The organism is Sphingomonas sp. GW821-FHT02B09, assembly GCF_059421875.1.
Map to the genome: position 1 here is coordinate 1071271 of NZ_JBWKVV010000002.1, position 24763 is coordinate 1096033.

The 24763-nt window shown below is 67.9% G+C and carries 20 protein-coding genes; 6 read left to right on the forward strand and 14 right to left on the reverse strand.

Features of this window, described 5'->3' with window-relative positions; all coding sequences use genetic code 11:
- Window positions 1-4: 4 nt before the first annotated feature.
- From AC07U4_RS13000 to AC07U4_RS13025, 6 genes are all read right to left on the reverse strand, one after another.
- Window positions 5-793, reverse strand: coding sequence for a tetratricopeptide repeat protein (locus tag AC07U4_RS13000; RefSeq protein ID WP_495195651.1), 789 nt, complete (start codon window positions 791-793; stop codon window positions 5-7).
- Window positions 790-1503, reverse strand: a complete 714-nt coding sequence (locus AC07U4_RS13005) for an alpha/beta fold hydrolase (protein ID WP_495195652.1) — start codon at window positions 1501-1503, stop codon at window positions 790-792. The genes AC07U4_RS13000 and AC07U4_RS13005 overlap by 4 nt, the downstream gene beginning before the upstream one ends.
- Window positions 1504-1703: 200 nt before the next feature.
- Window positions 1704-1907, reverse strand: a complete 204-nt coding sequence (locus tag AC07U4_RS13010) for a helix-turn-helix transcriptional regulator (protein WP_137899507.1) — start codon at window positions 1905-1907, stop codon at window positions 1704-1706.
- Entirely contained in the window at window positions 1904-2317 is a 414-nt protein-coding gene (locus tag AC07U4_RS13015; RefSeq protein ID WP_495195653.1) for a hypothetical protein, read from the reverse strand. The genes AC07U4_RS13010 and AC07U4_RS13015 overlap by 4 nt, the downstream gene beginning before the upstream one ends.
- Window positions 2318-2391: 74 nt before the next feature.
- Window positions 2392-2628 carry a DUF6356 family protein gene (locus tag AC07U4_RS13020; RefSeq protein WP_495195654.1) on the reverse strand — a complete coding sequence of 79 codons (237 nt, stop codon included), beginning with the start codon at window positions 2626-2628 and terminating at the stop codon, window positions 2392-2394.
- A 24-nt stretch (window positions 2629-2652) separates the two neighbouring features.
- Window positions 2653-4080, reverse strand: coding sequence for a glutamate ligase domain-containing protein (locus tag AC07U4_RS13025; RefSeq protein ID WP_495195655.1), 1428 nt, complete (start codon window positions 4078-4080; stop codon window positions 2653-2655).
- Between the two features lie 65 nt (window positions 4081-4145).
- Between AC07U4_RS13025 and AC07U4_RS13030 the strand changes: the two genes are divergently transcribed.
- The 4 genes from AC07U4_RS13030 to AC07U4_RS13045 all read left to right on the forward strand — a co-directional run bounded on the left by AC07U4_RS13030 (window position 4146) and on the right by AC07U4_RS13045 (window position 11006).
- Complete coding sequence (locus AC07U4_RS13030; protein WP_495179184.1) at window positions 4146-4961, forward strand: LD-carboxypeptidase; 816 nt, start codon at window positions 4146-4148, stop codon at window positions 4959-4961.
- Window positions 4962-5166: 205 nt separating this feature from the next.
- Window positions 5167-7158, forward strand: a complete 1992-nt coding sequence (gene thrS / locus AC07U4_RS13035; protein WP_495195656.1) for a threonine--tRNA ligase — start codon at window positions 5167-5169, stop codon at window positions 7156-7158.
- A 273-nt stretch (window positions 7159-7431) separates the two neighbouring features.
- Complete coding sequence (gene infC, locus AC07U4_RS13040; RefSeq protein WP_037534495.1) at window positions 7432-7965, forward strand: translation initiation factor IF-3; 534 nt, start codon at window positions 7432-7434, stop codon at window positions 7963-7965.
- 206 nt (window positions 7966-8171) lie between these two features.
- Window positions 8172-11006, forward strand: a complete 2835-nt coding sequence (locus AC07U4_RS13045) for a TonB-dependent receptor (RefSeq protein ID WP_495179182.1) — start codon at window positions 8172-8174, stop codon at window positions 11004-11006.
- Window positions 11007-11089: 83 nt separating this feature from the next.
- Here the strand turns inward: AC07U4_RS13045 and AC07U4_RS13050 are convergent, their stop codons facing one another.
- The 4 genes from AC07U4_RS13050 to AC07U4_RS13065 all read right to left on the reverse strand — a co-directional run bounded on the left by AC07U4_RS13050 (window position 11090) and on the right by AC07U4_RS13065 (window position 17125).
- On the reverse strand, window positions 11090-13834 hold the full coding sequence (locus AC07U4_RS13050; RefSeq protein WP_495179181.1) for a [protein-PII] uridylyltransferase: 2745 nt from the start codon (window positions 13832-13834) through the stop codon (window positions 11090-11092).
- Window positions 13835-14063: 229 nt separating this feature from the next.
- A complete protein-coding gene (gene mutS, locus AC07U4_RS13055) occupies window positions 14064-16643 on the reverse strand; it encodes a DNA mismatch repair protein MutS (protein ID WP_495195869.1) in 2580 nt (859 codons plus the stop codon).
- Window positions 16644-16671: 28 nt separating this feature from the next.
- Window positions 16672-16944 (reverse strand): type II toxin-antitoxin system RelE/ParE family toxin, encoded by a 273-nt coding sequence (locus tag AC07U4_RS13060; protein WP_495195657.1) that lies wholly within the window; start codon window positions 16942-16944, stop codon window positions 16672-16674.
- Complete coding sequence (locus AC07U4_RS13065) at window positions 16937-17125, reverse strand: hypothetical protein (RefSeq protein ID WP_038662940.1); 189 nt, start codon at window positions 17123-17125, stop codon at window positions 16937-16939. The genes AC07U4_RS13060 and AC07U4_RS13065 overlap by 8 nt, the downstream gene beginning before the upstream one ends.
- An 87-nt stretch (window positions 17126-17212) precedes the next feature.
- Here AC07U4_RS13065 and AC07U4_RS13070 point away from each other — a divergent pair, with 87 nt between their 5' ends.
- Window positions 17213-19471, forward strand: coding sequence for an NADP-dependent malic enzyme (locus AC07U4_RS13070; protein WP_137899347.1), 2259 nt, complete (start codon window positions 17213-17215; stop codon window positions 19469-19471).
- A 124-nt stretch (window positions 19472-19595) separates the two neighbouring features.
- On the opposite strand, the gene AC07U4_RS13075 is transcribed toward AC07U4_RS13070, so the two are convergent.
- Together AC07U4_RS13075 and AC07U4_RS13080 are read right to left on the reverse strand one after the other, a co-directional pair.
- Window positions 19596-20384, reverse strand: a complete 789-nt coding sequence (locus AC07U4_RS13075; protein WP_495195658.1) for an SDR family oxidoreductase — start codon at window positions 20382-20384, stop codon at window positions 19596-19598.
- Window positions 20385-20580: 196 nt separating this feature from the next.
- Entirely contained in the window at window positions 20581-21726 is a 1146-nt protein-coding gene (locus AC07U4_RS13080; RefSeq protein WP_495179178.1) for an acyl-CoA dehydrogenase family protein, read from the reverse strand.
- 513 nt (window positions 21727-22239) lie between these two features.
- Here AC07U4_RS13080 and AC07U4_RS13085 point away from each other — a divergent pair.
- Window positions 22240-22800, forward strand: a complete 561-nt coding sequence (locus tag AC07U4_RS13085) for a CHAP domain-containing protein (protein ID WP_495195659.1) — start codon at window positions 22240-22242, stop codon at window positions 22798-22800.
- Between the two features lie 191 nt (window positions 22801-22991).
- On the opposite strand, the gene msrB is transcribed toward AC07U4_RS13085, so the two are convergent.
- Window positions 22992-23486 (reverse strand): peptide-methionine (R)-S-oxide reductase MsrB, encoded by a 495-nt coding sequence (gene msrB / locus AC07U4_RS13090; protein ID WP_038662923.1) that lies wholly within the window; start codon window positions 23484-23486, stop codon window positions 22992-22994.
- Window positions 23487-23717: 231 nt separating this feature from the next.
- Complete coding sequence (locus AC07U4_RS13095) at window positions 23718-24719, reverse strand: endonuclease/exonuclease/phosphatase family protein (RefSeq protein WP_495195660.1); 1002 nt, start codon at window positions 24717-24719, stop codon at window positions 23718-23720.
- Window positions 24720-24763 lie beyond the last annotated feature (44 nt).

Sequence of the window (24763 nt, forward strand, 5' to 3'; positions counted from 1 at the left end):
GCGGTTACCGTCCCGCCGGCACCTTCGCCGACACCGGCGCGTCGCCGAATTGCGCCAGCGCGGCACGCGCGTGCTGGCCCGCCGGCAAATTGGGGGCGAGCCGCGCCGCTTCCGTCCAGGCGGCGCGCGCGCCTGCTTCGTCCTGCGTCGAGGCGGCGATATTGCCCGCTTCGAGCTGCACCGAGGCGTCGTCGGGCGAACGGCGCAGCGCCTCGGCGATGTCCGTCTTGGCCCGCGTCATATTGCCCATCCGCCGCGCCAGCGTCGCCGAGAGCAGCCAGGCGAGCGGATCGTCGCCCGCCCCGGCGAGCGCCAGATCGATGTCGCGTCGCGCCGCCGGCAGCTCGCCCGCGGCGACGAGGACGCGCGCATGGTCGAGCTGCGCCTCGCCGAGCGCCAGCCCATCCAGCGTTCCCGCGACCAGCGCGGTGTCGAGCGCCGCACGCGCGCCGGGCACGTCGCCCGCCGCCAGCCGGGCGTTGCCCGCCTGCGCCCAATAATTGGCGGCGCGCTTGTCGCGCGCTGCGTCGGCGGCCTTGGCGGCGGCGGTGAATTCGCTCGCGGCAGCGGCGAATTCGCCCTGTTGCGCCAGCGCCAGCCCGGCGCATTGCCGGGCGAACCACGCGCCGCCGCTCGCCGCCCAGCGCGTCGCCTCGACGCGCGCCGCGGCGGGGTCGCTGACCGCGAGCTGGCGGCAGCGATCGTAGCGCGCGGCGCGCGGATCGACGTTGGGGACGGTCGCCTTCGGTGCGGGCGCGGCGGCGGCCTGCACCGCGGCAAGGATCAGGATCATCGCAACACATCCTCGGTCGCCCGGACGATCAACGCGATATCGGACGCGCGCGACAGCCGGTGGTCGCCGTCCTTGATGAGCAGCGTCTGCACGTCGGCTGAACGGATCATCTCGCCGAGCCGCACGGTGCGATGCCACGGCACGTCCTTGTCCGCCTGGCCCTGCACCAGCCGCACCCGGCCATCGACGGGGATCGTCCCGAACATCAGGCGGTTGGCCTCGCCCGACTGGAAGAAGACGCGGGTATAGACGGTCGGCGCCGGGCCGTAGGGATTGGCGCGCTCGAGTCGTCCCTCTGTGAGGATCGCCATCTTCTCCTCGGTGGTGAAGCCCCAGTCGGTGAAGTCGGGTGCCGGCGCGATGCCGACCAGCCCGACCACCTGTTCGGCGCGCAGCTTGGCGACGAGCAGCATCAGCCAGCCGCCCAGCGACGAGCCGACCAGCACCACCGGCCCGGTCGCGACCTGATCGAGCATCGCCAGCACGTCGTCGCGCCATCCGGCGAGCGTCTGCTCCTCGAACGTGCCCTCGCTCTGCCCGCAGCCGCCGTAATCGAAGCGCAGGAACGCGCGACCGTCGGCGCGCGCCCATGCCTCCAGCGCCAGGACCTTGGCGCCCTGCATGTCCGAGGCATAGCCCGGCAGGAAGACGATCGTCGGCCCGGCGCCGGGCGTGTGGTGATAGGCGAGGCGGGGGCGGGGATCTGTCATGGCGGCTGTGTATCGCGCGCGAGGTGGCGCGTCATCCTTGCTTGGGTTGGAGGCGGGGACGGCTGGAGGTTACTAGGCGGGAGCGAGGTTCAGGGGGTGGAATCCTCTCCCGTCAGGGCAGGGCTGTCGCGTATGGACATCTGTGTGATTCAGACAACCGAGCGTGATCGCCGCGGCGCGGGCCGGGATAGGCAATCACGTCATTGCTCCTTCGACGGGCTGACGAAAATGTCTTCGATCGCGAGGTCGAAGAGTTCGGCGATCTTGAACGCGAGCGGCAGCGACGGATCGTACCGGCCGGTCTCGATCGCATTGACGCTCTGCCGGCTGACCTCAAGCTGGTCGGCGAGATGCTGTTGCGACCAGCCGCGGGTCCCACGCAGATCACGCAGGTGGTTGATCACGCGGCGTCTCCCGCGGACCGTTCGATCGCGGCGTTGATGAAGAAGCCGATGCCGAGACCCCCGAACCAGACGATCGGCCAGGCATAGCCGACGAGGTGCGGCACCAGATCGAAATTCTCGAGGAAGCCCCAGAAGGTCGCGACGGTCATCGCGATCCCGGTCGCGATGATCGTCTGTCGCGCCATCAGCAGGCGCTGATATTCGTCCCGTTCCTCGGTGAAATAGATGCCGATGACGGCGAAGAAGCCCGATACCGGCAAGGCCGGCAATATGCCCAGCAGATAGGCGACGGGACCGCTGACGAGATGCCGGGCGAACAGCCAGCAGACCGGCAGCAGCACCGCGGCATAGATGAGCGACAGAATGATGATGCGCCGATTGTAGCGGCGCTGTGCGGGTGTTCCGGCCATGTACGTCCTCCCTCGAATCGTTGTGAAGGAGGCTTTACATGGAAAGCAGGCTTTACGTCAAGCGCGCTTGACAGTCAGATGACGAATTCGACCGATCGTTGCTCCGTCTCGTGCGCGCGCTTGGCGACGATCTCGGCGTGGAGCGCGGTGATCGTGCGGCTGCCGGTGGTGGTGAAGAGGAAGGGCAGCACGCCGTGGATCAGCGCGGCGACGCCGCCGCCGATCATGCGCAGCCCGAAGCGCGACGCGACGCCGAGATGCTCGGTATAGCTTTCCCCGACCGAGGCGGGATGCTGGGTGAAGAGCTTCATGACGCGTACCTCCTGCACGCCAGTCTAGCCCCGCGCGCGCAGCGACTCCAGCATCTCGGCGGCGAGCAGGCTCAGCGTGTCGTCGCGTGCGCCCATCACGACGATCCGGTCGCCTTCGCGCGCCTCGGCGACCAGCATCGCCGCCGCCGCCGCGCGATCGGCGACATGGCGCGCATCGCGGCCGGCGGCGGTGAGGTCGGCGACGATGTCCGCGCTGGTCACCTCGCGTGCGACGGTGCCGCCGTGATAGACCGGGTCGGGCAGTACCAGCACGTCGTCGGGCGCCAGCTTCTGGCCAAGCGTTTCGACCAGCTCGCGCCGCATCACCTTGAGCGGGCCATAGCCGTGCGGCTGGAACAGCAGCAGTAGCCGGCCGGGAAAGGCGCGCAGCGTGTCGATCGTCGCGGCGATCTTGTCGGGGTTGTGACCGAAATCGTCGATCACCGCGACGCCGGCCGCCTCGCCGACGAGGTCGAAGCGGCGGCGCAGCCCGGTAAATCCGCCGATCGCATCGACCGCGACGGCGAGCGGCACGCCCGCGGCGACCGTGGCGGCGATCGCCGCAAGCGCGTTGGAGACGTTGTGCCGCCCCGGCACCTGCAGCCGCACCGGGATCGCCGCATTGCCCGCGGCGATCAGGTCGAAGCGCGCCGCAAATGGCGCCTCGACGATGTTGCGCGCGGCGAAATCGGCGTCGCGGTCGAGGCCGAAGGTCGCGACATGCGTCGGCGGCAGCGCCGCGGCGAGCGCCGCCGCCTCGTCATTGTCGAGGTTGACGATCGCCGTCTCCGCCTTGGCGATGAAGCCGGCGAACAGGCCGCGCAATTCGTCGATCCCCTTGTGGTCGAGGCTGACGTTGTTGAGCACCGCGATCCGCGGGCGATAGTGCGCGATCAAGCCGTCGCTCTCGTCGACCTCGCTGACGAACGGCTCGCCGTCGCCGACCAGCGCGCTGGCGAAGGGGGCTTGCGGATGCGCGAAATTCTTCATCACCGCGCCGTTCATCACCGTCGGATCACGGCCGGCGGCGTGGAGGATCCAGCCGATCATGCCGGTGACGGTCGACTTGCCGCTGGTCCCGGCGACGCCGATCGGCAGCGCGCTTTGATTGAACAGGGTGCTGAGCAAGTCGGCGCGGCTCGCCCGCGCGCAGCCGAGGCGCGCGGCCTCGACCATGTCCGCGACGCTGTCCTCGACCGCGGCGGAGGCGACGACGATCTGCTCGGCGGACACCACACCGCTGCCGTCCTGCGGGAACAGTGCGATGCCGCGGGCGCGCAACGCGTCGAACTTGGCCGGCACGCGCCCCTGGTCGAGTCCGCGGTCGGAACCGGCGACGATCGCGCCGCGCCCCGACAGGATCGTCGCCAACGGCATCATCCCCGATCCGCCGATACCGACGAGGAAGAAGCGCTTGCCCGCTACCGGGCCGGAAAGATTGCCGTTCGCCATGACGCTGCGCTATCGACGCGGCCGCGCAGGGGCAAGGCTCTGCGGCGAGGCGGAGCGACGGGACGATGCGGATAGGGGTGGTGGCGCCGGCGAGCATCGGCAACAAGGATGCCGAGGCGCCGTTCATCGCCTTCGCCGCGCTGGCCTATCCCGAGGTCGATCTGGTCGTCCATCCGCAATGCTGGGAGACCGCGGGCCATTTCGCCGGCGACGACGCGCGGCGCGCCTCGGCCTTCCTCGAATTCGCCAACGATCCCGGCTTCGATGCGATCTGGTTCCTGCGCGGTGGCTATGGCTCGAACCGCATCCTGCCGCTGGTGATGCCGCAGCTCGGCCCGGCGGCGCGGCACAAGAGCTATCTCGGCTATTCCGACATGGGGTTCCTGCTCGGTGCGCTCTATGCGCGGCGGATCGGCCGGCCCTGCCACGGCCCGATGGCGAGCGACATCCGCCGCAAGGGCGGGGACCAGACGGTCGCGCGGTCGCTCGGCTGGCTGGCGCGCGGCGACCGGCAGGGGCTGGAGCCGGGGCTCGACGGCCGCCCGGCGGCGGCGTTCAACCTGTCGATCCTCGGCGCGCTGATCGGCACGCCCTGGCTGCCCGACCTCACCGACCATGTCCTGATGATCGAGGAAGTGTCGGAGCCGATGTACAATATCGATCGGCTGCTGTTTCATATGGGCCATGCGACGCAGCTCAAGGGGATCGCCGGCGTCCGCCTCGGCGCGGTGACCGCGGTCCAGCCCAACGAACCCGAATGGGGCGATACGCTGGAATATATGATCCGGCGCTGGTGCGGGGATCTCGGCGTGCCGTATCTCGGCCGGGCGGAGATCGGTCATACCCAGACCAATTGCGTGGTGCCGTTCGGCATCGCCTAAATCCTCCCCGGCACGGGGAGGGGGACCGCTCGGCGCAGCCGAGTGGTGGAGGGGGCTCGCCGCGAATGCTGCGCTTTTGGAGCCCCCCCTCCGTCACCGCTTCGCGGTGCCACCTCCCCGTGCCGGGGAGGAATTACGGCAACGCTTGCCTATATACCCTGCGCCGCTTTATTCGCGGCTTCCTCAACCAACCTGAAAGTCCATCATGTCCGCCATGTTCCGTATCACGCTGCCCGACGGTTCCGTCCGCGAGGTTGCGCCCGGGACTACCCCGGCGGACGTCGCCGCCGCGATCGGTCCGGGCCTCGCCAAGGCAGCGCTGGCCGCGCGGATCGACGGTCAGGTGCGCGATCTCAACCGGCCGTTCGAGGGCGACACGCAGCTGGCGCTGGTCACCGCGAAGGACGAGGCCGACGCGCTCGAACTCGTCCGCCACGATCTCGCGCACGTCATGGCCGAGGCGGTGCAGCATCTGTTCCCCGGCACGCAGATCACCTTCGGCCCGGCGACCGACGACGGTTTCTATTACGACTTCGCGCCCAAGGATCGCCCCTTCACCGAGGAGGACCTGCCCGCGATCGAGGCGGAGATGCGTCGCATCATCGCGCGGAACGAGCCGTTCACGCGCGAAGTGTGGACGCGCGAACAGCTGATCGAGACCTGGACGCAGCAGGGCGAGACGTTCAAGGCCGAATGGGCCGCCGAACTGCCCGACAATGAGGAACTGACGATCTATCGTCAGGGTGCATGGCTCGACATGTGCCGCGGGCCGCATATGGCCTCGACCGGCAAGCTCGATCCACAAGCCTTCAAGCTGACGCGCGTGTCGGGCGCCTATTGGCGCGGCGACCAGAAGAACGCGATGCTGAGCCGCATCTACGGCACCGGCTGGCTCAACAAGAAGCAGCTCGACCAGCATCTCTTCATGCTGGAGGAGGCAGCCAAGCGCGACCATCGCAAGATCGGCCAGGAGATGGACCTGTTCCACCTCCAGTCGGAGGCGCAGGGTTCGGTCTTCTGGCACCCCAAGGGCTTCATCCTGTGGCGCCAGCTCGAAGCCTATATGCGCCGCCGGCTCGACGCCGCCGATTATGCCGAGGTGAAGACGCCGCAGTTGATGGACGCCAAACAGTGGGAGCAATCCGGCCACTGGGGCAAGTATCGCGAGAACATGTTCGTCGTCCCCGACGAGGTACCCAATACCGAGGATGAGGGCGCGGTGCTGTCGGGCGAGGGCGATCTGATGGCGCTCAAGCCGATGAACTGCCCGGCGCACGTGCTGATCTTCAAACAGGGGATCAAGAGCTATCGCGACCTGCCGATCCGCATGGCCGAATTCGGCTGCTGCCACCGCAACGAGCCGCACGGCGCGCTGCATGGCATCATGCGCGTCCGCCAGTTCACGCAGGACGACGCGCATATCTTCGTGCGCGAGGACCAGCTCGTCGATGAGGTGCGCAAGTTCTGCGAATTGCTCGATTCGGTTTACAAGCATCTCGGCTTCGACTCTTATGCGATCAAGCTGGCGCTGCGTCCCGAGAAGCGCTTCGGCTCAGAGGAGATGTGGGATTGGGCGGAACAGTCGCTGCGCGACGCGGTCGCCGCGACAGGTCGCGACACGCCCGAATACGGCTGGGAGGAATTGCCGGGCGAGGGCGCCTTTTACGCGCCCAAGCTCGAATTCCACCTGACCGACGCGATCGGCCGGACGTGGCAGGTCGGCACGATCCAGACCGACACCGTGCTGCCCGAGCGACTCGATGCGAGCTATGTCGGCGAGGACGGCAACCGCCACCGCCCGATCATGCTGCACCGCGCGATCCTCGGCACGTTCGAGCGGTTCATCGGCATCCTGATCGAGCATCACGCCGGGCGTTTCCCGCTCTGGCTGTCGCCGGTGCAGGCGGTGGTCGCGACGATCGTCTCGGACGCCGACGGCTATGCCGAGCAGGTGGCGGCGACGCTGCGCAAGGCGGGCATCCGGGTCGAGACCGACCTGCGCAACGAGAAGATCAACTACAAGGTGCGCGAACATTCGGTGGCGAAGGTCCCGGTGCTGCTCGTCGTCGGCAAGCGCGAGGCGGAAGAGGGCAAGCTCGCCGTCCGCCGTCTCGGCACCCAGGCGCAGCAGATCGTGACGGTCGACGAGGTGGTCGCTATGCTGCGCGAGGAGGCGACTCCGCCCGATCTGCGCTAACGCTTAGGTATCAGCCAGCCGTCGACTAATTCGTATCGGCCCGGGAGTCGCATCGCGTCCTCTGCGCTACCGGGCCAGCGAACAGGATGACCTCGGCATAACACGGCACATTGCGCATCGGTCAGGGGAAGGCGATGGCGTCGTCCCAAGCCGTGAGGCCGAGGCTTTCGGCCGTCAATGATGCATCATCTTGCACAGGCATCTTCCGCAAACGCTCCGGAAAGCTTATATCTAATTCAAACCACCACAGGAGCTATACCCATACGTCCTCCCATGATGCGCCGACCGAATCAGGCGCCGCCAATGAATGGCCCTCGTTTCAACGAGTGGATCGTCAGCCCCAAGGTTCGCGTGATCGACCATGAGGGCGAGAATCTCGGCGTGATGTACACGCGCGAGGCGATGGCGCAGGCGCAGGAACTCGGCCTGGATCTGGTCGAGGTGTCGCCGAACGCGGATCCGCCCGTCGCCAAGTTCCTCGATGTCGGCAAGTTCAAGTACGAGGCGCAGAAGAAGGCGAACCTCGCCCGCAAGTCGCAGAAGACGCAGGAGATCAAGGAGATCAAGATGCGTCCGAACATCGACGACCACGATTACGACACCAAGATGAAGAAGGTCGTCGAGTTCATCGAGGAGGGCGACAAGGTCAAGGTCACGATGCGCTTCCGTGGTCGCGAGCTGAGCCACGGCCAGCTCGGCATGGCGGTGCTGCAGCGCGTCGCCGAACAGGTCGCCGAGGTCGCCAAGGTCGAGGCCTATCCGCGTATGGAAGGCCGTCAGATGCTGATGGTGCTCGCGCCCAAGTAATTCCGGCCGATCCGGCGCTTTCCGTAGCGTCAGGCAGGTTTTTGAACACCGGGTCCGGCAACGGGCCCGGTGTTGCGTATGGGCGACAGTCCATTCGAAAATGCATACGGCAACGACAAATTACTAGACGCTCACGCCTGCGCGATCCTAGCCTCAAAAGAAAACCCGATATTCGAAAACCGAAATCGGAACAGGAGAGGATGACCATGCGCCTTACTGCGTATCTGCTGTCGGCTGCGACGATCGCGATTGCCTCGCCCGTCATGGCGCAGAACAATTCGCCCGAGCCGTCAAGCCCGGCGACCCAGACGACCTCGCCGACTGCGGCGGGGTCGGTCGCGCAGGACGAGGGTGATCAGGGCGATATCGTCATCACCGCGCAGGGCCGCGCCCAGGCGCTGGCCGACGTGCCGGTCGCGGTTTCGGCGATCACCGCGGAAACGCTGCAGAATTCCGGCGCTAGCGACATCCGCCAGCTCAACCAGCTCGCGCCGTCGCTGCTGGTGTCGTCGACCGGTTCGGAGGCGAACGGCTCGGCGCGCATCCGCGGCATCGGCACGGTGGGCGACAATCCCGGCTTGGAAAGCTCGGTCGCGGTGTTCATCGATGGCGTCTACCGCTCGCGGTCCGGTATCGGCCTCACCGAACTCGGCGAGATCGATCGCGTCGAGGTGCTGCGCGGCCCGCAGGGCACGCTCGGCGGCCGCAATTCCTCGGCCGGCTTGATCAGCATCATCAGCAAGGCGCCGTCGTTTCAGGGCTTCAGCGGCGGTGCCGAAGCGACCTACGGCAATTACGATTTCTACCGTTTCGCCGGCAATCTCAACCTGCCGCTCAGCAAGACGATCGCGGCGCGGGTCGACGGCGTCTACGTCAAGCGCGACGGTTTCTACCGCGATTATACGAACAACACCGACGTCAACAATCGCAACCGCTATTTCGTCCGCGGCCAGTTGCTGTTCGAGCCGAGCAACGACGTCCGCTTCCGCCTGATCGGCGACTATACGCATCGCGACGAGAAATGCTGCGCCGCCACCTATGTCGACCGCAGCGTCAACGAGGCGGTGGGCAACCTCAACAACCCCGTCGCGTCGGTCAACGCCGGCCTCGCGGCGGGCGCCAACGGCAACAACATCGTCAACGTCATACGCGACCTCGGCCAGCCGCTCGGCCTCGTCACCAGCCCCGGCTACAGCCGCGACGTCTCGGTGAGCGCCGGCCGCAGCTTCGCCGGCATCACCAAGGACTGGGGCGTCTCCGGCCAGCTCGACTGGACGATCGGCACCACCAAGCTGACCTCGATCACCGCGTACCGCGATTACGATTCGGATCAGGGCTCGGACACCGACTATAGCCGCGTCGATATCCTCTATCGCGCGGCCAACGGCAATTCGGCGCGCCGATTCCGCACCTTCACGCAGGAACTGCGCCTCAACGGTTCGCTGTTCGCCGACAAGCTCGACTGGTTGGTCGGCGGCTTCTTCGCCAACGAGGATCTGCGCGTCCTCGACAACCTGCGCTTCGGCAGCCAGTACGGCCGCTTCGCCACCTGCCGCCTCGTTTCGGGCAGCGCGCTCGCGCAATTCTACGCGCCGGGAAGCACCGGCTGTCTCAGCGCCACGGGCCGCGCGGTGCTCAGCGGCGGCGTCCCCGGCGTCGCCTCGCCCTTCGGTGCCGCGGGGCCACTCATCGTCAATGCGATCGCCACGCTCGACGGCATCAACGACAAGGGCTCGACCCGCGACGTCTACAATCAGAACAGCCGCAACTGGGCGCTGTTCACGCACAATATCTTCCACGTCACCGACACCGTCGATCTGACGCTCGGCGCGCGTTACACCAACGAACGCAAGAAGTTCGACGCCAGCTTCACCAACGACAACACCGGCTGCACCGCGATCCAGAGCTCGCTGCGGTCGCTGCTCGCGAACCCCGCTTTGGCGCCGACCGCCGCCGGCATCATCGGCCTCGCCTGTCAGGGCAACAACACCGCCGAGCTCAACGGCGTGTCGATCAACAGCCGCCGCAAGGAAGACCGGTTCACCGGCACCGCGATCCTGTCGTGGAAGCCGATCGACGATCTGCTGCTCTACGGCAGCTATTCGCGCGGCTATAAGGCAGGCGGCTTCAACCTCGATCGTTCGGCACTCAAGCAGCCGGTGCAGACCTTCGCCCAGCTCGGCGGCGCGCAGGCGCTCGCCAATTCGCTGCAATTCGCGCCCGAGACGGTCAATTCCTACGAAGTCGGCGCGAAATACGGCACCGGCCCGTTCACCTTGTCCGCGGCGGCGTTCATCCAGGATTTCAGCAATTTCCAGCTGAACACCTTCAACGGCACGGTCTTCCTCGTGCAGAATATCAACGGCTGTTCGTCGAGCCTCAACGGCGGCGACCGCGACCAGAGCAAATTCCCGGCGGCGAGCAACTACAATGCCGCGGCGACCAGCAGCGGCGTCTGCCCGTCGGGCGACGTCGGTTACGGCGTCCGTGCCAAGGGCGTCGAGCTGGAGGCCTCGCTGGTCCCGGCACGCGACTTCCGCGTCAGCCTCGGCCTGACCGTCACCGACACCAAATATCGCAGCCAGCTCGTCGGCAGTTCCTCGGGCGCGCCGCTCGACCAGGCGCTGCGCCTGCTGCCGGGGCGGACGCTGTCCAATTCGGCGGACATCGTCGCGACCTCGTCGGCCTCGTGGACCCCGCAGCTCGGCGGCGGCTATTCGGCGCTGTTCTACGTCGATACGCGCATGACCAGCGACTATAACACCGGCTCCGACCTGTTCCCGCAAAAGGCGCAGGACGGCTATGCGATCGTCAACGCCCGCATCGGGCTGCGCATGCCGGACGAGCGGATCAGCCTGGAATTCTGGGGGCAGAACCTGACCAACGTCGATTACGCGCAGGTCGCGTTCAACTCGCCGTTCCAGGAAGGCGCGGCCAATGCGGCATTCCAGGACGCGCAATATCCCGGCGGCCGCCAGCTCTTCTCGCAATATCTCGCCGAGCCGCGCACCTATGGCGCGACGATCCGCGCGCGCTTCTGATCCGCAGCGGCAACGGGGACTGGCCCGTTGCCGCCGGCATTACCGGGGGAGGGGCCGGCCGCAGCGATGCGCGCCGGCCCTTTTTACGCCGCCATCTCGACGGTTTCGCCGCTCGCGGCGGTGCGCAGGCGGCGTTCCAGTGTCTTCAGCCGCGCCGCCGCGGTGATCCGGTCGCCGGTCAGGTCGGTGACGTAGAAGGTGTCGACCGCGCGCTCGCCATAAGTGGCGACATGCGCCGAATGCAGCGTCACCTTCGACTGGAACAGCGCCTGCGCGAGCTGGTTGAGCAGCGCCGGCCGGTCGCGTGCATTGACCTCGATCACCGTGAAGCGGTTCGAGGCATGATTGTCGATCAGCACGTTGGGTTCGATCTCGAACGCATCCGCACGGGTGCGCGCCGCCGGCTTGGCGACGAGCCGGTCGGTGAGCTTGCCGCGATTCGCCAGCGCATCCTCGATCGCCATCTTGAGCCGTTTCAACTGGTCGAGATCGTCGAACGGCCGCCCGAACGGGTCCTGGACGAGGAAATTGTCGATCGCCATGCCGTCGCGCGTCGTGTGGATGCGCGCATCGATGATGTTGCCGCCCGCGACGTGGATCGCCCCGGCGATCCGGTAGAACAGGCCGGGATGATCGGCGGCGTAGATCGTCACCAGCGTCGCGCCGCGCGTCGCATAGACCTGCGCGTCGATCGAGAGTTGCGCGTCACCCGCCGCCGCGATGAAGCGCGCGTTGTGGGCAAGCACGTCGTCGGGCTCGGCGATCCAATAGGCCTCCGGGAAGCGGCGTACGAAGGCGTCGAACCGCGCCGGTTCCCAGCCGAGCGTCGCCTGTAGCGTCTCCTGCCGCGTCGCGATCCGCTCGGCGCGCCCGCGCTGTTTGTGGCCGAGCCGCAGCACCTCCTCCGCGCCCTCGTAGAGGTCGGCGAGCAACTGGCGCTTCCAGCCGTTCCACGTACCGGGGCCGACCGCGCGGATATCGACGATGGTCAGCACCAGCAGCAGCCGCAGCCGTTCGGGGCTCTGCACGACCTCGCAGAAATCGAGGATCGTCTTGAAGTCCGACAGGTCGCGCTTGAACGCGGTCGCCGACATCAGCAGGTGCCAGCGCACCAGCCACGCCACCGTCTCGGTCTCGGCGGGCGACAGGCCGAAGCGCGGGCAGAGCCGTTCCGCCACCTCCGCGCCGAGGATCGAATGGTCGCCGTCACGCCCCTTGGCGATATCGTGCAGCAGCACCGCGACATAGAGCACGCGCCGCGACACGATATGCTTGATGATCGCCGAGGCGAGCGGGTGATCGTCCTTGAGTTCGCCCTTGTCGATCCGCGCCAGCAGGCCGATCGCGCGGATCGTATGTTCGTCGACCGTGTAATGATGGTACATGTCGAACTGCATCTGCGCGACGACGCGACCGAAGTCGGGCACGAAGCGGCCGAACACCCCCGCCTCGTTCATCCAGCGCAGCACCAGCTCGGGATCGCGTGGGGACGTCAGCACGTCGAGGAACAAGGCATTGGCACGCGGATCGCGGCGATGGCGCGCGATGAGCTTGGCGTCGCGCGCCGCGGCGCGCATCGCCAGCGGATGGATCTCGACGCCGTGCAGATCGGCCAGCTGGAAAATCTCGATCAGCCGCACCGGGTCTTCGCTGAAATAATCGTCGCGCGGCAGTGCGAGCCGGCCGCGGTCGAGCACGAAGCCGTGTAATTTATCCGGCCGCCGCCGGATCGTCGGCAGCCCGAACCGCCGCCCGCGCGCCGCGAACCGCTCGTCGAGATGCGCGAGGAACACGCCGGTGAGGTTGCCGACCGTCTTCGCCTGTAGGAAGTAATATTGCATGAAGCGCTCGACCGCCGGTTTGCCGGGCCGGTCGGAGAAGCGCATCCGCGTCGCGATCTCGCGCTGGACGTCGAAGGTCAGCCGATCCTCGGCGCGGCGGGTGACGCTGTGCAGGTGGCAGCGCACCGCCTGGAGGAAATTGTCGGCGCGGTGGAACAGGCGATATTCGGCCTTGGTCAGCAGGCCGACCTCAACGAGATCGGCGCCGCGCTGCACGTCGTGAATATATTTGCCGATCCAGAACAAGGTGTGGAGGTCGCGCAGGCCGCCCTTGCCCTCCTTGACGTTGGGTTCGACGACATAGCGCGTGTCGCCCATCTTGCGGTGGCGCGCGTCGCGCTCGGCAAGCTTGTCGGCGATGAACTGGCGCTCGGTGCCGTGCTGCACCTCCGCCTTGAAGCGTTTCGCCGCCTCGTCGTAGAGTGCCACGTCGCCGGTAACGTAGCGCGCTTCGAGCAAGGCGGTGCGGATCGTCACGTCACCTTTCGCCTGCCGCACCATCTCGTCGAGCGAGCGGCTGGAATGACCGATCTTCAGCGCGAGGTCCCAGAGCGCATAGAGCATCGATTCGATGACCTGCTCGGCCCAGGGCGTCTGCTTGCCGGGGGTGAGGAAACCGATGTCGACGTCGGAGAAGGGCGCCATCTCGGCGCGGCCATAGCCGCCCACCGCGATCAGCGTCAGCCGCTCGCCCGCGGTCGGGTTGTGGAGCGGGTGGAGCCGCTGCGTCGCGAGGTCGAACAGCACGCGCAACAACTGGTCGGTGAGATAGGCCTGCGCGTTCGACGCCTCGAGCCCGCGCGACGGATGCGTGGCGAGCCGGCGCTGGATCTCGGCGCGGCCTTCGGCGAGCGCCTCCTTGAGGATCGCGGTGGCCTGCGTGCGAAGCGCGATGCCGGTCGCGTCGATCGCGGCGATCTGTTCGGCAAGCGCGCGGCGATCGACGATCGCGCGGCGGTTGGGAAGGTGGTCGAAACGGCGCTGCATGGCGGCGGGGTATAACCGCGCGAGGGTTAAGGGGACATGGGGTTTGGAGGGGGGCATGATGAGGCAACCGCAATTCCTCCCCCGCCAGGGGGAGGTGGCGCGCCGGAGGCGTGACGGAGGGGGAGGACAGGGCGGGAGTTTCGTAATCAGGGCTCTCGCCCCGTCCTCCCCCTCCACCACTCGGCTGGCGCCGAGCGGTCCCCCTCCCCTTGCGGGGGAGGACTTTGCGTCACCCCTCCCGCGCTAGCGCCTTCAGCCGGTACAGCGTATCGAGCGCCTCGCGCGGGGTCAGCGCATCGACGTCGAGCGACTCGACTTCGGCGCGGATCGCGTCGCACGTCTCCTCCTCCGCCACCTGCGCCGCGGCGAACAGCGGCAGGTCGTCGAGCCCCGCCGCAAGGCCGCCGGTCTTCGCCCGGCCCGCCTCCAGCTTCGCCAGCACCGCCTTGGCGCGCGCCACCGTCGCCGCCGGCATCCCCGCCAGCCGCGCCACCGCCAACCCATAGCTCCGGTCCGCCGGCCCGGTGCTCAGCTCGTGGAGCAGCACCAGCTCGCCCTTCCACTCGCGCGCGCGGACGTGGTGCAGCGTCAGCGCCTCGCAGCGCTCCGCCAGCCGGGTCAGCTCGTGGTAATGCGTCGCGAACAGGCAGCGGCAGCGATTGTCCTCGTGGATCGCCTCGACCACCGCCCAGGCGATGGCGAGCCCGTCATAGGTCGAGGTGCCGCGACCGACCTCGTCGAGGATGACGAAGCTGTTCGGCGTCGCCTGCGCGAGGATCGCCGCGGTCTCGACCATCTCGACCATGAAGGTCGACCGGCCGCGCGCGAGATTGTCCGACGCGCCGACGCGGCTGAACAACCGGTCGACCATGCCGAGCGTCGCCTTGGTGGCGGGAACGTAGCTGCCGGTCTGCGCGAGCACCGCGATCAGCGCATTCTGGCGCAGGAAGGTCGACTTGCCGCCCATGTTCGGCCCCGTCACCAGCCACAGCCGCGAATCGGGGGTGAGCGTACAGTCGTTGGCGACGAACCGGTCGCCCGATTTCACCACCGCCGCCTCGACCACCGGATGCCGCCCGCCGACGACGTCGAAACAGGGATGGTCGGCGAGCGCCGGCCGCGCCCATTGCCCCTCCGCCGCCCGCTCGGCGAGCGCCGCGGCGACGTCGATCCGGGCGAGCGCGTCGGCGGTGGCGGCGATCGCCTCGCGGTGGGTCAGCGCGGCGGCGGTCAGCTCCTCCAGATGCGCGGCCTCGGCGGCGAGCGCATGCGCCCCCGCCTGCGACACGCGCGCGGCGACCTCGTGCAGCGCCGGGGTGTTGAAGCGGACGACGCCGGCCAGCGTCTGGCGATGGGTGAAGCCGCTGTCGGGCTTCATCAGCGGATCGGCGGACCGCGCCGGCACCTCGACGTGATAGCCGAGCACGTTGTTGTGGCGGATCTTGAGCGTGGCGATGCCGGTCGCCGCCTTCATCTCCGCCTCCAGCGCGGCGATCGCACGGCGGCCGCCCGCGCCGGTGTCGCGCAGTTCGTCGAGCGCGACGTCATAGCCCGCGGCGATATAGCCGCCGTCGCTCGCCTCGATCGGCGGCGAGGGGACGAGCGCGCGCTTGAGCAGGTCGATCAGCGCGCCATGGCCGCGCAGCCGCGGCGTGACGCGGTCGAGCAGCGCAAGCGGCGCATCGATCTGCGCCAGCCGCTCGCCGAGATGCCACGCCCCGTCGAGCCCGTCGCGAAGCTGCCCCAGATCGCGCGGCGACCCGCGTCCCGCCGCCAGCCGCCCGAGCGCCCGGCCAATATCGGGCAGCGCCCGCAACGCCGCACGGACCTGTTCGCGCTGGCCGGTGGCGTCATGGAAATGCTGGACGAGATCGAGCCTCGCGTCGATCGCCGCCTTGTCCATCAGCGGCGCACCGAGGTCGCTCGCCAGCAATCGCGCGCCGGCGCCCGTCACCGTGCGGTCGATACAGTCGAGCAGGCTGCCCTTGCGCTGGCCGCCGGTGGTGCAGGTCAGTTCGAGGCTGTCGCGCGTCGCCGCGTCGATCGCCATCGTCTCGGCGGCCTGGCTGAGCCGCGGCGGGCGCAGGAAGGGCAGGGCGCCCTTGGCGGTATGTTCGAGATAGGCAATCAGCCCGCCCGCCGCGGCGAGCCCGGCGCGGCTGAACTGGCCGAAGCCGTCGAGCGTCGCGACGCCGAACAGCGTCTTCAATCGCGTCTCACCGCTGCCGCTGTCGAACGTCTGCTTCGGCCGCAGCGTCGTCGCGGCGGCGGCCTGGTCCGAGGCTTCGGACGCCACCACCTCCGCCGCGCCGAGCCGCGCCAGCTCGGCACCGAGCGCGTCGATGGAACAGTCGATCACCTCGAACCGCCCGGTCGAGACGTCGGCGGCGGCGAGCGCCACCGCGCCCGCCGCCTCGCCGATCGCAACGCACCAATTGTCGCTGCGCGCGTCGAGCAGCGCTTCCTCGGTCAGCGTGCCGGCGGTGACGACGCGGACGATGCCGCGCGATACCAGCGCCTTGTAGCCGCCGCGCGCCTTGGCCTCGGCGGGCGTCTCGGTCTGTTCGGCGATCGCGACGCGATGCCCCGCCTTGATGAGCCGCTGGAGGTAGGCGGTGGCGGCATGGACCGGCACGCCGCACATCGGGATCTTCTCGCCGTCATGCTCGCCGCGCGAGGTCAGCGCGATATCGAGCACGCCGCTGGCGATCCGCGCGTCGTCGAAGAACAGTTCGAAGAAATCGCCCATGCGATAGAAGAGGAGGCAATCCTCCGCCTCGGCCTTCAGCGCGAGATATTGCGCCATCATCGGGGTGGGGGTGGTCATCGGGGAAGGGTCAATCCAGAAGACGGGCGCCGTGGCGGACGGAAAGGATGTGAACGGCCTCGTCCACGACGTGATAGCGAATGATATACGGCGGTACCGAGGTCAGCTCCCGTAGGCCGTCGCCCATCGGTCGTCCCCGTCGAGGAAAATCAACCAGGCTTTGCCCGAGAGCGATCAGACGGCCACCGGTTCTCACGGCAGCGCTCGGATCGAAACCTTTGATGTAGACAATGATCGCATCAAGCTCATCGAGCGCCTCTTGGCGCCAGATGACGCTAGCCATCCTGCTGCGCAAGCCATTCCGCGAAAGGCACCTGGCCCGGCTCGCCCCAGGTCCGCAGCCATTCGCCGACTACGACATGATCGACGCCGTATCCCGACGCATAGCCAGCCTTCGCCCGAACGAAGTCGTCGCGCGTCGGTCGGCGCGCATTACGGGGCGGTATCTGTGCCTCGGGCGTCATGCCAGCAACATAACCCCTACCGCCGCGGGTTGAAAGCCCGGCCCGAACCGGTCAAGAGCCGTAGCGTCAGCCCGTCAGCGAGGTCCCATGTCCGACGAAGCGTCCGTCCAATTCTCCGAGCGCGAGGCGCTCCTGTTCCATTCCGAGGGACGGCCCGGCAAGATCGAGATCATCGCGTCCAAGCCGATGGCGACGCAGCGCGACCTCGCGCTCGCCTATTCGCCCGGCGTCGCCGTGCCGGTGCAGGCGATCGCCGACGATCCCGCGATGGCCTATGACTATACCGCCAAGGGCAATCTCGTCGCCGTCATCTCCAACGGCACCGCGATCCTCGGCATGGGCAATCTCGGCGCGCTCGCGTCCAAGCCGGTGATGGAAGGCAAGGCGGTGCTCTTCAAGCGCTTCGCCGACGTCGACTCGATCGACATCGAGCTGAAGACCGAGGACGTCAACCGCTTCATCGACGCGGTCGAGCTGATGGAGCCGACCTTCGGCGGCATCAACCTCGAGGATATCAAGGCGCCCGAATGTTTCATCATCGAGCAGACGCTGCGCGAGCGGATGAACATCCCGGTTTTCCATGACGACCAGCACGGCACCGCGATCATCGCCTCGGCGGGGCTCATCAACGCCTGCCTGCTGACCGGCCGCCGCCTCGCCGACGTCAAGCTCGTCGTCAACGGCGCGGGCGCGGCGGCGATCGCCTGCACCGAGCTGATGAAGGCGATGGGCGTGCGCCACGACAACGTCATCATGTGCGACAAGACCGGCGTCATCTATCAGGGTCGCGACGACGTGAACCAGTGGCAGTCGGCGCATGCGGCCAATACGACTAAGCGCACGCTGACCGAGGCGCTGGAGGGCGCGGACGTGTTCCTCGGCCTGTCCGCCGCGGGCGCGCTCAAGCCCGAGATGGTCGAGCATATGGCGCCGTCGCCGATCATCTTCGCGATGGCCAATCCAGAGCCCGAGATCCGCCCCGAGCTCGCCAAGGCGGCGCGCCCCGATGCGATCGTCGCCACCGGCCGGTCGGACTATCCGAACCAGGTCAACAACGTGATCTGCTTCCCCTTCATCTTCCGCGGCGCGCTCGACGTGCGCGCCACCGGCATCAACGATGCGATGAAGATCGCCGCCGCCAATGCGATCGCCGAACTCGCCCGCCAGCGCGTACCCGAGGAAGTGGCGGTCGCTTACGGCGTGCAGCACAGCTTCGGCCCCGAATATATCATCCCGTCGCCGTTCGATCCGCGGCTGATGGAGCTGGTGCCGTCGGCGGTGGCCAAAGCGGCGATGGATTCGGGGGTGGCGATCAAGCCGATCCTCGACATGGACGCCTATCGCCAGACGCTGCGCGCGCGGCTGAACCCGACCACCTCGGTGCTCAGCCTTGCTTATGAGGGCGCGCGGGCGCGGCCGAAGCGCGTGCTGTTCGCCGAGGGCGAGGAAGAGGTGGTGCTGCGCGCCGCCATCTCGTTCAAGGAAGGCGGCTATGGCACGCCGGTGCTGGTCGGCCGCGACGACGTCTACGACCGGTTGAAGGCGCTCGGCGTCGCCAATCCGCAGGAGTATGAGGTCCACAACAGCCGCCATTCGCCGCTCGTCCCGAAGATGGTCGATTTCGTCTACAGCCGGTTGCAGCGCCGCGGCTATCTGCGCCGCGACGTCGAGCGGATGATCAACCAGGATCGCAACGTCTTCGGTGCGGCCTTGCTGCAACTGGGCGAGGCAGACGTGATGATCACCGGCATCACCCGCACTTGGGCCGAATCGATGCGGCAGGTGAAGCGCGTGATCGATCCCGAGGCGGGGCGCACCCCGTTCGGCATCCACGTCCTCGTCGGCCAGAGCCACACCGTCTTCATCGCTGACACGACGGTGAACGAACGGCCGACCGGCGAACAGCTCGCCGATTTCGCCGAACAGACCGCGCAGGTCGCGCGCCGCATGGGCCACGAACCGCGCGTCGCGATGCTGAGCTATTCGACCTTCGGCAACCCGAAGGGCGCGTGGGTCGACAATATCCGCGAGGCGGTGTCGGTGCTCGACGGGCGCAACGTCGGCTTCGAATATGAAGGCGAGATGCCGCCCGACGTCGCGCTCAACCCGCGCCAGCTCGCCAATTATCCGTTCGCGCGCCTGTCCGGTCCGGCGAACATCCTCATCATGCCGGGGCTGCAATCCGCGCATATCTCCGCCAAATTGCTGCGCGAACTGGGTGGCGACAGCGTCATCGGGCCGATGCTGATCGGCATGGAGAAGCCGGTGCAGATCGCGCCGATGACCTCGACCGCGAGCGAGCTGGTGACGCTGGCGGTGCTCGCCGCGGGCGGCATCGCGCGATAATCGCAGGGCGGGGTGCGGCTCGGCCTCACCCTTCGCCGCCTTCGGCGTCTTTTCCCTCTCCCGCCGGGAGAGGGAAGGAGGCGCGAAGCGCCGGGAGGGTGAGGGTGATGCGCGTCGGTCGCGTCTAGGCGTCGATGCTCGTCCCCAGCGCGGCATGGACCAGCCCGCCGTCGACGGTGATCGTCTCGCCCACCACATAATCCCCCGCGCGGCTGGCGAGATAGATCGCCGCGCCCGCCATATCCTCGTCCACCCCGATCCGGCCCGCCGGGATACCGCGCGCGATCGCGTCGCCATGGTCGCGGGCGGCTTTGTTCATGTCGCTCGGGAAGGCGCCGGGTGCGATTGAAGTGACGTTGATGCCGTCGCGCACCAGCCGCGCCGCCATCCGCTTGGTGAGGAAGATCAGCGCCGACTTCGACGCATGATAGCTGTACGTCTCCCACGCATTGAGCCGCTGGCCGTCGATCGAGGTGATGTTGATGACCTTGGCCGGCCGTTCCCGCGACCCCGAAGCCTTGAGCAGCCCGTGCAGCGCCTGCGTCAGGAAGAAGGGGGATTTGACGTTGAGGTCCATCACCTTGTCCCAGCCGGCCTCCGAAAACTCCTCGAACGGCACGCCCCAGGCCGCGCCGGCATTGTTGACGAGGATGTCGAGTTGCTCCTCGCGCTCAACGAGCTGCGCGGCGAGCGCCTTGCAGCCGGCGACGGTGCTGACGTCCTGCGGCAGCGCGATGCAATTCGGCCCGAGCTCTTCGGCTGCGGCCTCGCAGATGTCGGCCTTGCGCGACGAGATATAGACTTTGGCGCCCTGCGCGACGAAGCCCGCCGCGATCATCTTGCCGATACCGCGACTGCCGCCGGTGACCAGCGCGACCCGGCCGTCGAGCCGGAACAGGGTGTTGGTGTCCATATGTCTCTCTCCAAATGGATCGTCCCCGCTTTGGGGTGACGATGATTGTGTCTGCCCAGCCCGGGCTTCTGTCATCCCCGCGCAGGCGGGGATCCATAAACGCTGACGGCCCGGCTCAAGCAGGGACCGCACGTCTGGATCCCCGCCTGCGCGGGGATGACGATGGAGGGGAGGGCGCCGTACCGCCTCACAAACCTCACCCGCCGCGCTTGATCGTCTCGCGGGCGATGATGACCTGCTGGATCTGGCTGGTGCCTTCGTAGATGCGGAACAGGCGGACGTCGCGATACAGCCGCTCGATACCGTAATCGGCGATATAACCGGCACCGCCATAGATCTGCACCGCCTTGTCGGCGACGCGGCCGACCATCTCGCTGGCGAAATATTTCGCCGCCGCCGATTCGAGCACGACATCGTCACCGCGATCCTTCGCCGCCGCGGTCTCCATCACCATCGCCCGCGCGACCAAAGCCTCGGTCTTCATATCGGCGATCATGCCCTGGATCAGCTGGTGGCTGGCGATCGGCTGACCGAATTGCGTGCGGCTGCCGGCATAAGCGACGCTGTCGGCGATCAGTCGCTCGGCGACGCCGACGCAGACCGCGCTGATATGCAGCCGGCCGCGGTCGAGCACGCGCATCGCGATCTTGAAGCCCTCGCCCTCCGCGCCGAGCCGGTTGGCGGCGGGGACGGGGACGTCGTCGAAATGCACGTCGGCGACCTTGGCGCCCTTCTGCCCCATCTTCTTCTCGGGCTCGCCGATCGTGATCCCCGGCAGGTCTTTCGGCACGAGAAAGGCGGAGACGCCGCGGCCGCCCTTCTCCTCACCGGTGCGCGCCATCACGGTGAACAGCTGCGCACGATCGGCATTGGTGATGTAGCGCTTCGTCCCGGATAGCCGGTAGACGTCGCCGTCGCGGACCGCGCGCGTCTTCACCGATCCCGAATCGCTGCCGACATCGGGTTCGGTGAGCGCGAAGCTGGTGACGATCTCGCCGCTGGCGATCTTCGGCAGCCATTCGGCCTTCTGTTCGGCGCTGCCCGCCATCACCAGCCCCTGGCTGCCGATGCCGACGTTGGTGCCGAACGCCGAGCGGAAGGCGGGCGTCGTCCGCCCCATCTCGATCGCGACGCGGCATTCCTCGACCATGTTGAGGCCGAGCCCGCCATAATCCTCGGCGATCGACAGGCCGAACAGGCCCATGTCCTTCATCTCGGCGACCACCGCCTCGGGGATCGCGTCCGCCGCCTCGACCTCCGCCTCGAGCGGACGGAGCCGTTCGGCGACGAACCGCCGCACGGTGTCGATCAGCGCATCGAAGGTTTCGGGATCGAGAGCCATGTCGCTTCCACTGCCATTTCGTTGCCCGAGAGGTAATGCGGAGTGGCGAGCGCTGCAAACCCGAAATTCTAAAAAGTACGGTTGCGCTCTTGGGCGAGGCCATACTGGATTGGTCGCAAGGGAGCCAAGCCCACCCCGTCACCCCGGACTTGTTCCGGGGTCCACCCTGCGGCGAGGAGAACGACAGGAAGGGCAGCTGTGACGCTTGCGGCCCGGTGGACCCCGGAACGAGTCCGGGGTGACGGTGTCCATGCGGTGACGGACCGAGCCTCACGATCCCGGTCTATCGATCGTCACCGCCGCGACCGCGTCGATAAAGGGCAGGAAATCAGCCCGATTCCACGATTTTATGCCGTTCATTCCCGATAAAGGGACAAGCCTTCGGACGCATTCCGTCGTCTCATCGGCGCCGCAACACCGTTCGTCTCTTATGGTTCCTGCGGCCATTGGAGATTTTCGAACCCCCGGCTAGCGACATCCTCGACGAACGGGTTTTGACCGGGGGGTCAGCAAATGACTGTGAAGACGTTGGCAGCGCGTTTTGCGCTGGTGTTCTCCTGCGCCCTGATGGCGGCGACCCCTGCGTTCGCGCAGTTCTGGCAATGTGCGCCTTATGCCCGCGAAATTTCGGGCATCGACCTGCACGGCAACGCCAATACCTGGTGGGGCCAGGCCGCCGGCCGCTACGAACGTGGCCATGCGCCCAAGGTCGGCGCGGTGCTCGCCTTCCAGTCGACCCGCCGCATGCGCGTCGGTCACGTCGCGATGGTCTCGCAGGTCGTCAGCGACCGCGAAGTGCTGCTGACCCACGCCAATTGGTCGCGCCCCGGCGGCATCGAGCGCAACGTCCGCGCGATCGACGTCTCGGCGGCGGGCGACTGGAGCGAGGTCAAGGTTTGGTACGGTCCCAACGGCGGTCTCGGCACGTCGAGCTATCCGACCAACGGCTTCATCTATTCGGGCCATGCCCCCGCCCTCGATACCGATGCCGCTCCTGCGAGCGACGCCGCCGTCGACACCAGCATCATCGCCACCGCGGCCGCCGTGCCGGTGGTTCCGGTCGCGGGCCGGTAAGCAGGAAGTACGGGGCAGAGGTTCGCTCTCCCCAAGAAAGCCGTCATCCCCGCGGAGGCGGGGATCCATATACGCTGACGTATCCGCTCAAGCGGGGACCCGCGCGTCTGGATCCCCGCCTCCGCGGGGATGACGGTATGAGAGGGGCCGGTGCGTCTCGTTCGCCGGGATGACGGCGGGTCGGTCGCCTCTCAGGCCGCCCGGAACGTCATCGCCACGCCGTTCATGCAATAGCGCTTCCCGGTCGGCTTCGGTCCGTCGTCGAAGACATGGCCCAGATGGCCGCCACAGCGGCTGCAATGCACTTCGGTCCGCTGCATCATCAACGAGCCGTCGACCCGCGTTCCCACCGCGCGCGGCAGCGGCGCGTAGAAGCTCGGCCAGCCGGTGCCGCTCTCGAACTTGGTCTTCGACGAGAACGCGGGCTGCGCACAGCCCTTGCACGCGAAGATGCCGGCGCGATGCTCGTCGTTGAGCGGGCTGCTGAACGGCCGTTCGGTGCTCTCGTGACGCAGCACCGCCCAGGCCTGATCGCCGAGCTTCTTGCGCCACGCGGCATCGCTCATCGCGACGGGGAAGCGCTCGGCGGCGGCGGCGGGCGCGCTGCGGCAGCCCCATAGCGCCGCCCCGGCGATACCGGCGGCGGCGAGCGACAGAAGCGAGCGGCGGGAAGGATCGTGAACCATTACCGGGATATAGATACCCCCACGGCACCCCGCATCCCCCGCCGGAGCGGGAACGTCGCAGGGTGCGGATCCCCACTCCGTCACCCCGGACTCGTTCCGGGGTCCACTCCGCGGCGGGGAGAACGGCTTGAGGCTCCAGCCACGACCCTGCGGCCCGGTGGACCCCGGAACGAGTCCGGGGTGACGAATCGGTTTGGGTAATCGCCCGGACGCGTCACCCCGCCGGCCGGATCAGGCGCCGAGGCCGAAGCTGCGCATCACGCCGATATGATCCGACAGCCGGTCGCCGTCGGCGAGCGTCCCGAAGCTGCGCGTCTGCCCCTCGGCGGCGATCGTGCCGCGATAGGCGACGACGGTCTTGGCGTGCGCGAGCGTCGGCGTCGGCGCGATCGCCCGGCACGAGGCGCCGCAGGCGGTCTCCGACGCGGCGATCGTCAGGCCGTCGCCGCCGACCAGCGCCTGCGCCAGATAGGCCTGGCGTGCGGGATCGTTGCCGACGTTGAAGTCGCCGGCGAGCACCACCGAGGCGCCATCGCCGCCGACCGAACCGATGAACGCGCGCAGCGCATCGGCCTGGCGCTGATAGGCGAACAGGCTGCGGTCGCTGCCGACGCCCGAGGCGGCACGCGCGTTGAGATGCGTGTCGACCACCACCAGCGGCGCGGTACGGCCGGGCACGCGCAGCGCCACCGCCAGCATCCCCTTGTTGGCGAGGCAGTCGTAGCCCGCGCAGGCGAAGCGCGGATAGGCGACGCGCTTGGCCCAGACGATTGGATAGTCGGAGAAGATGGCGAGCCCGCTGTCCTCGCGCGCGCCCTCGGTCTCTCCATGCCACAGGCTGGCCTTGGCGAGGAAGGCGCGTTCGGCCGGCGTCGTCGCCGGGGCACCCGCCTCGTCGGCGCTCGGGCCATAGGCGACGTAGCGATACCCCGCATTGGTGCCGATCGCCTTCTGCGCGTCGCCGAACGCCTCCTGCACCGCGACCACCTGCGGCCCGTCGCCGCGATCGTGCATCGCGCGCAGCTCGGCGGCGATCGACGCGGCGGCGGCGCCGCGGCCATGGGTCAGCGGCCAGGGCAGGCCTTCGACATTGTAGGACAGCAAGGTGACGGGCCCGGCGGCGGGGGCGGCGTGGAGTACGTTGCGCTCCACCGCCATCACCGACTTGGGCTCGGCGAGACCGGTGACCAGCAGCACCGCCGCCAACATCACGACCCCAGGTATCCGCCGCATCGTCCCACTCCCCTCACGCTGGAACCTTCTCTAGGCTCGCGCGT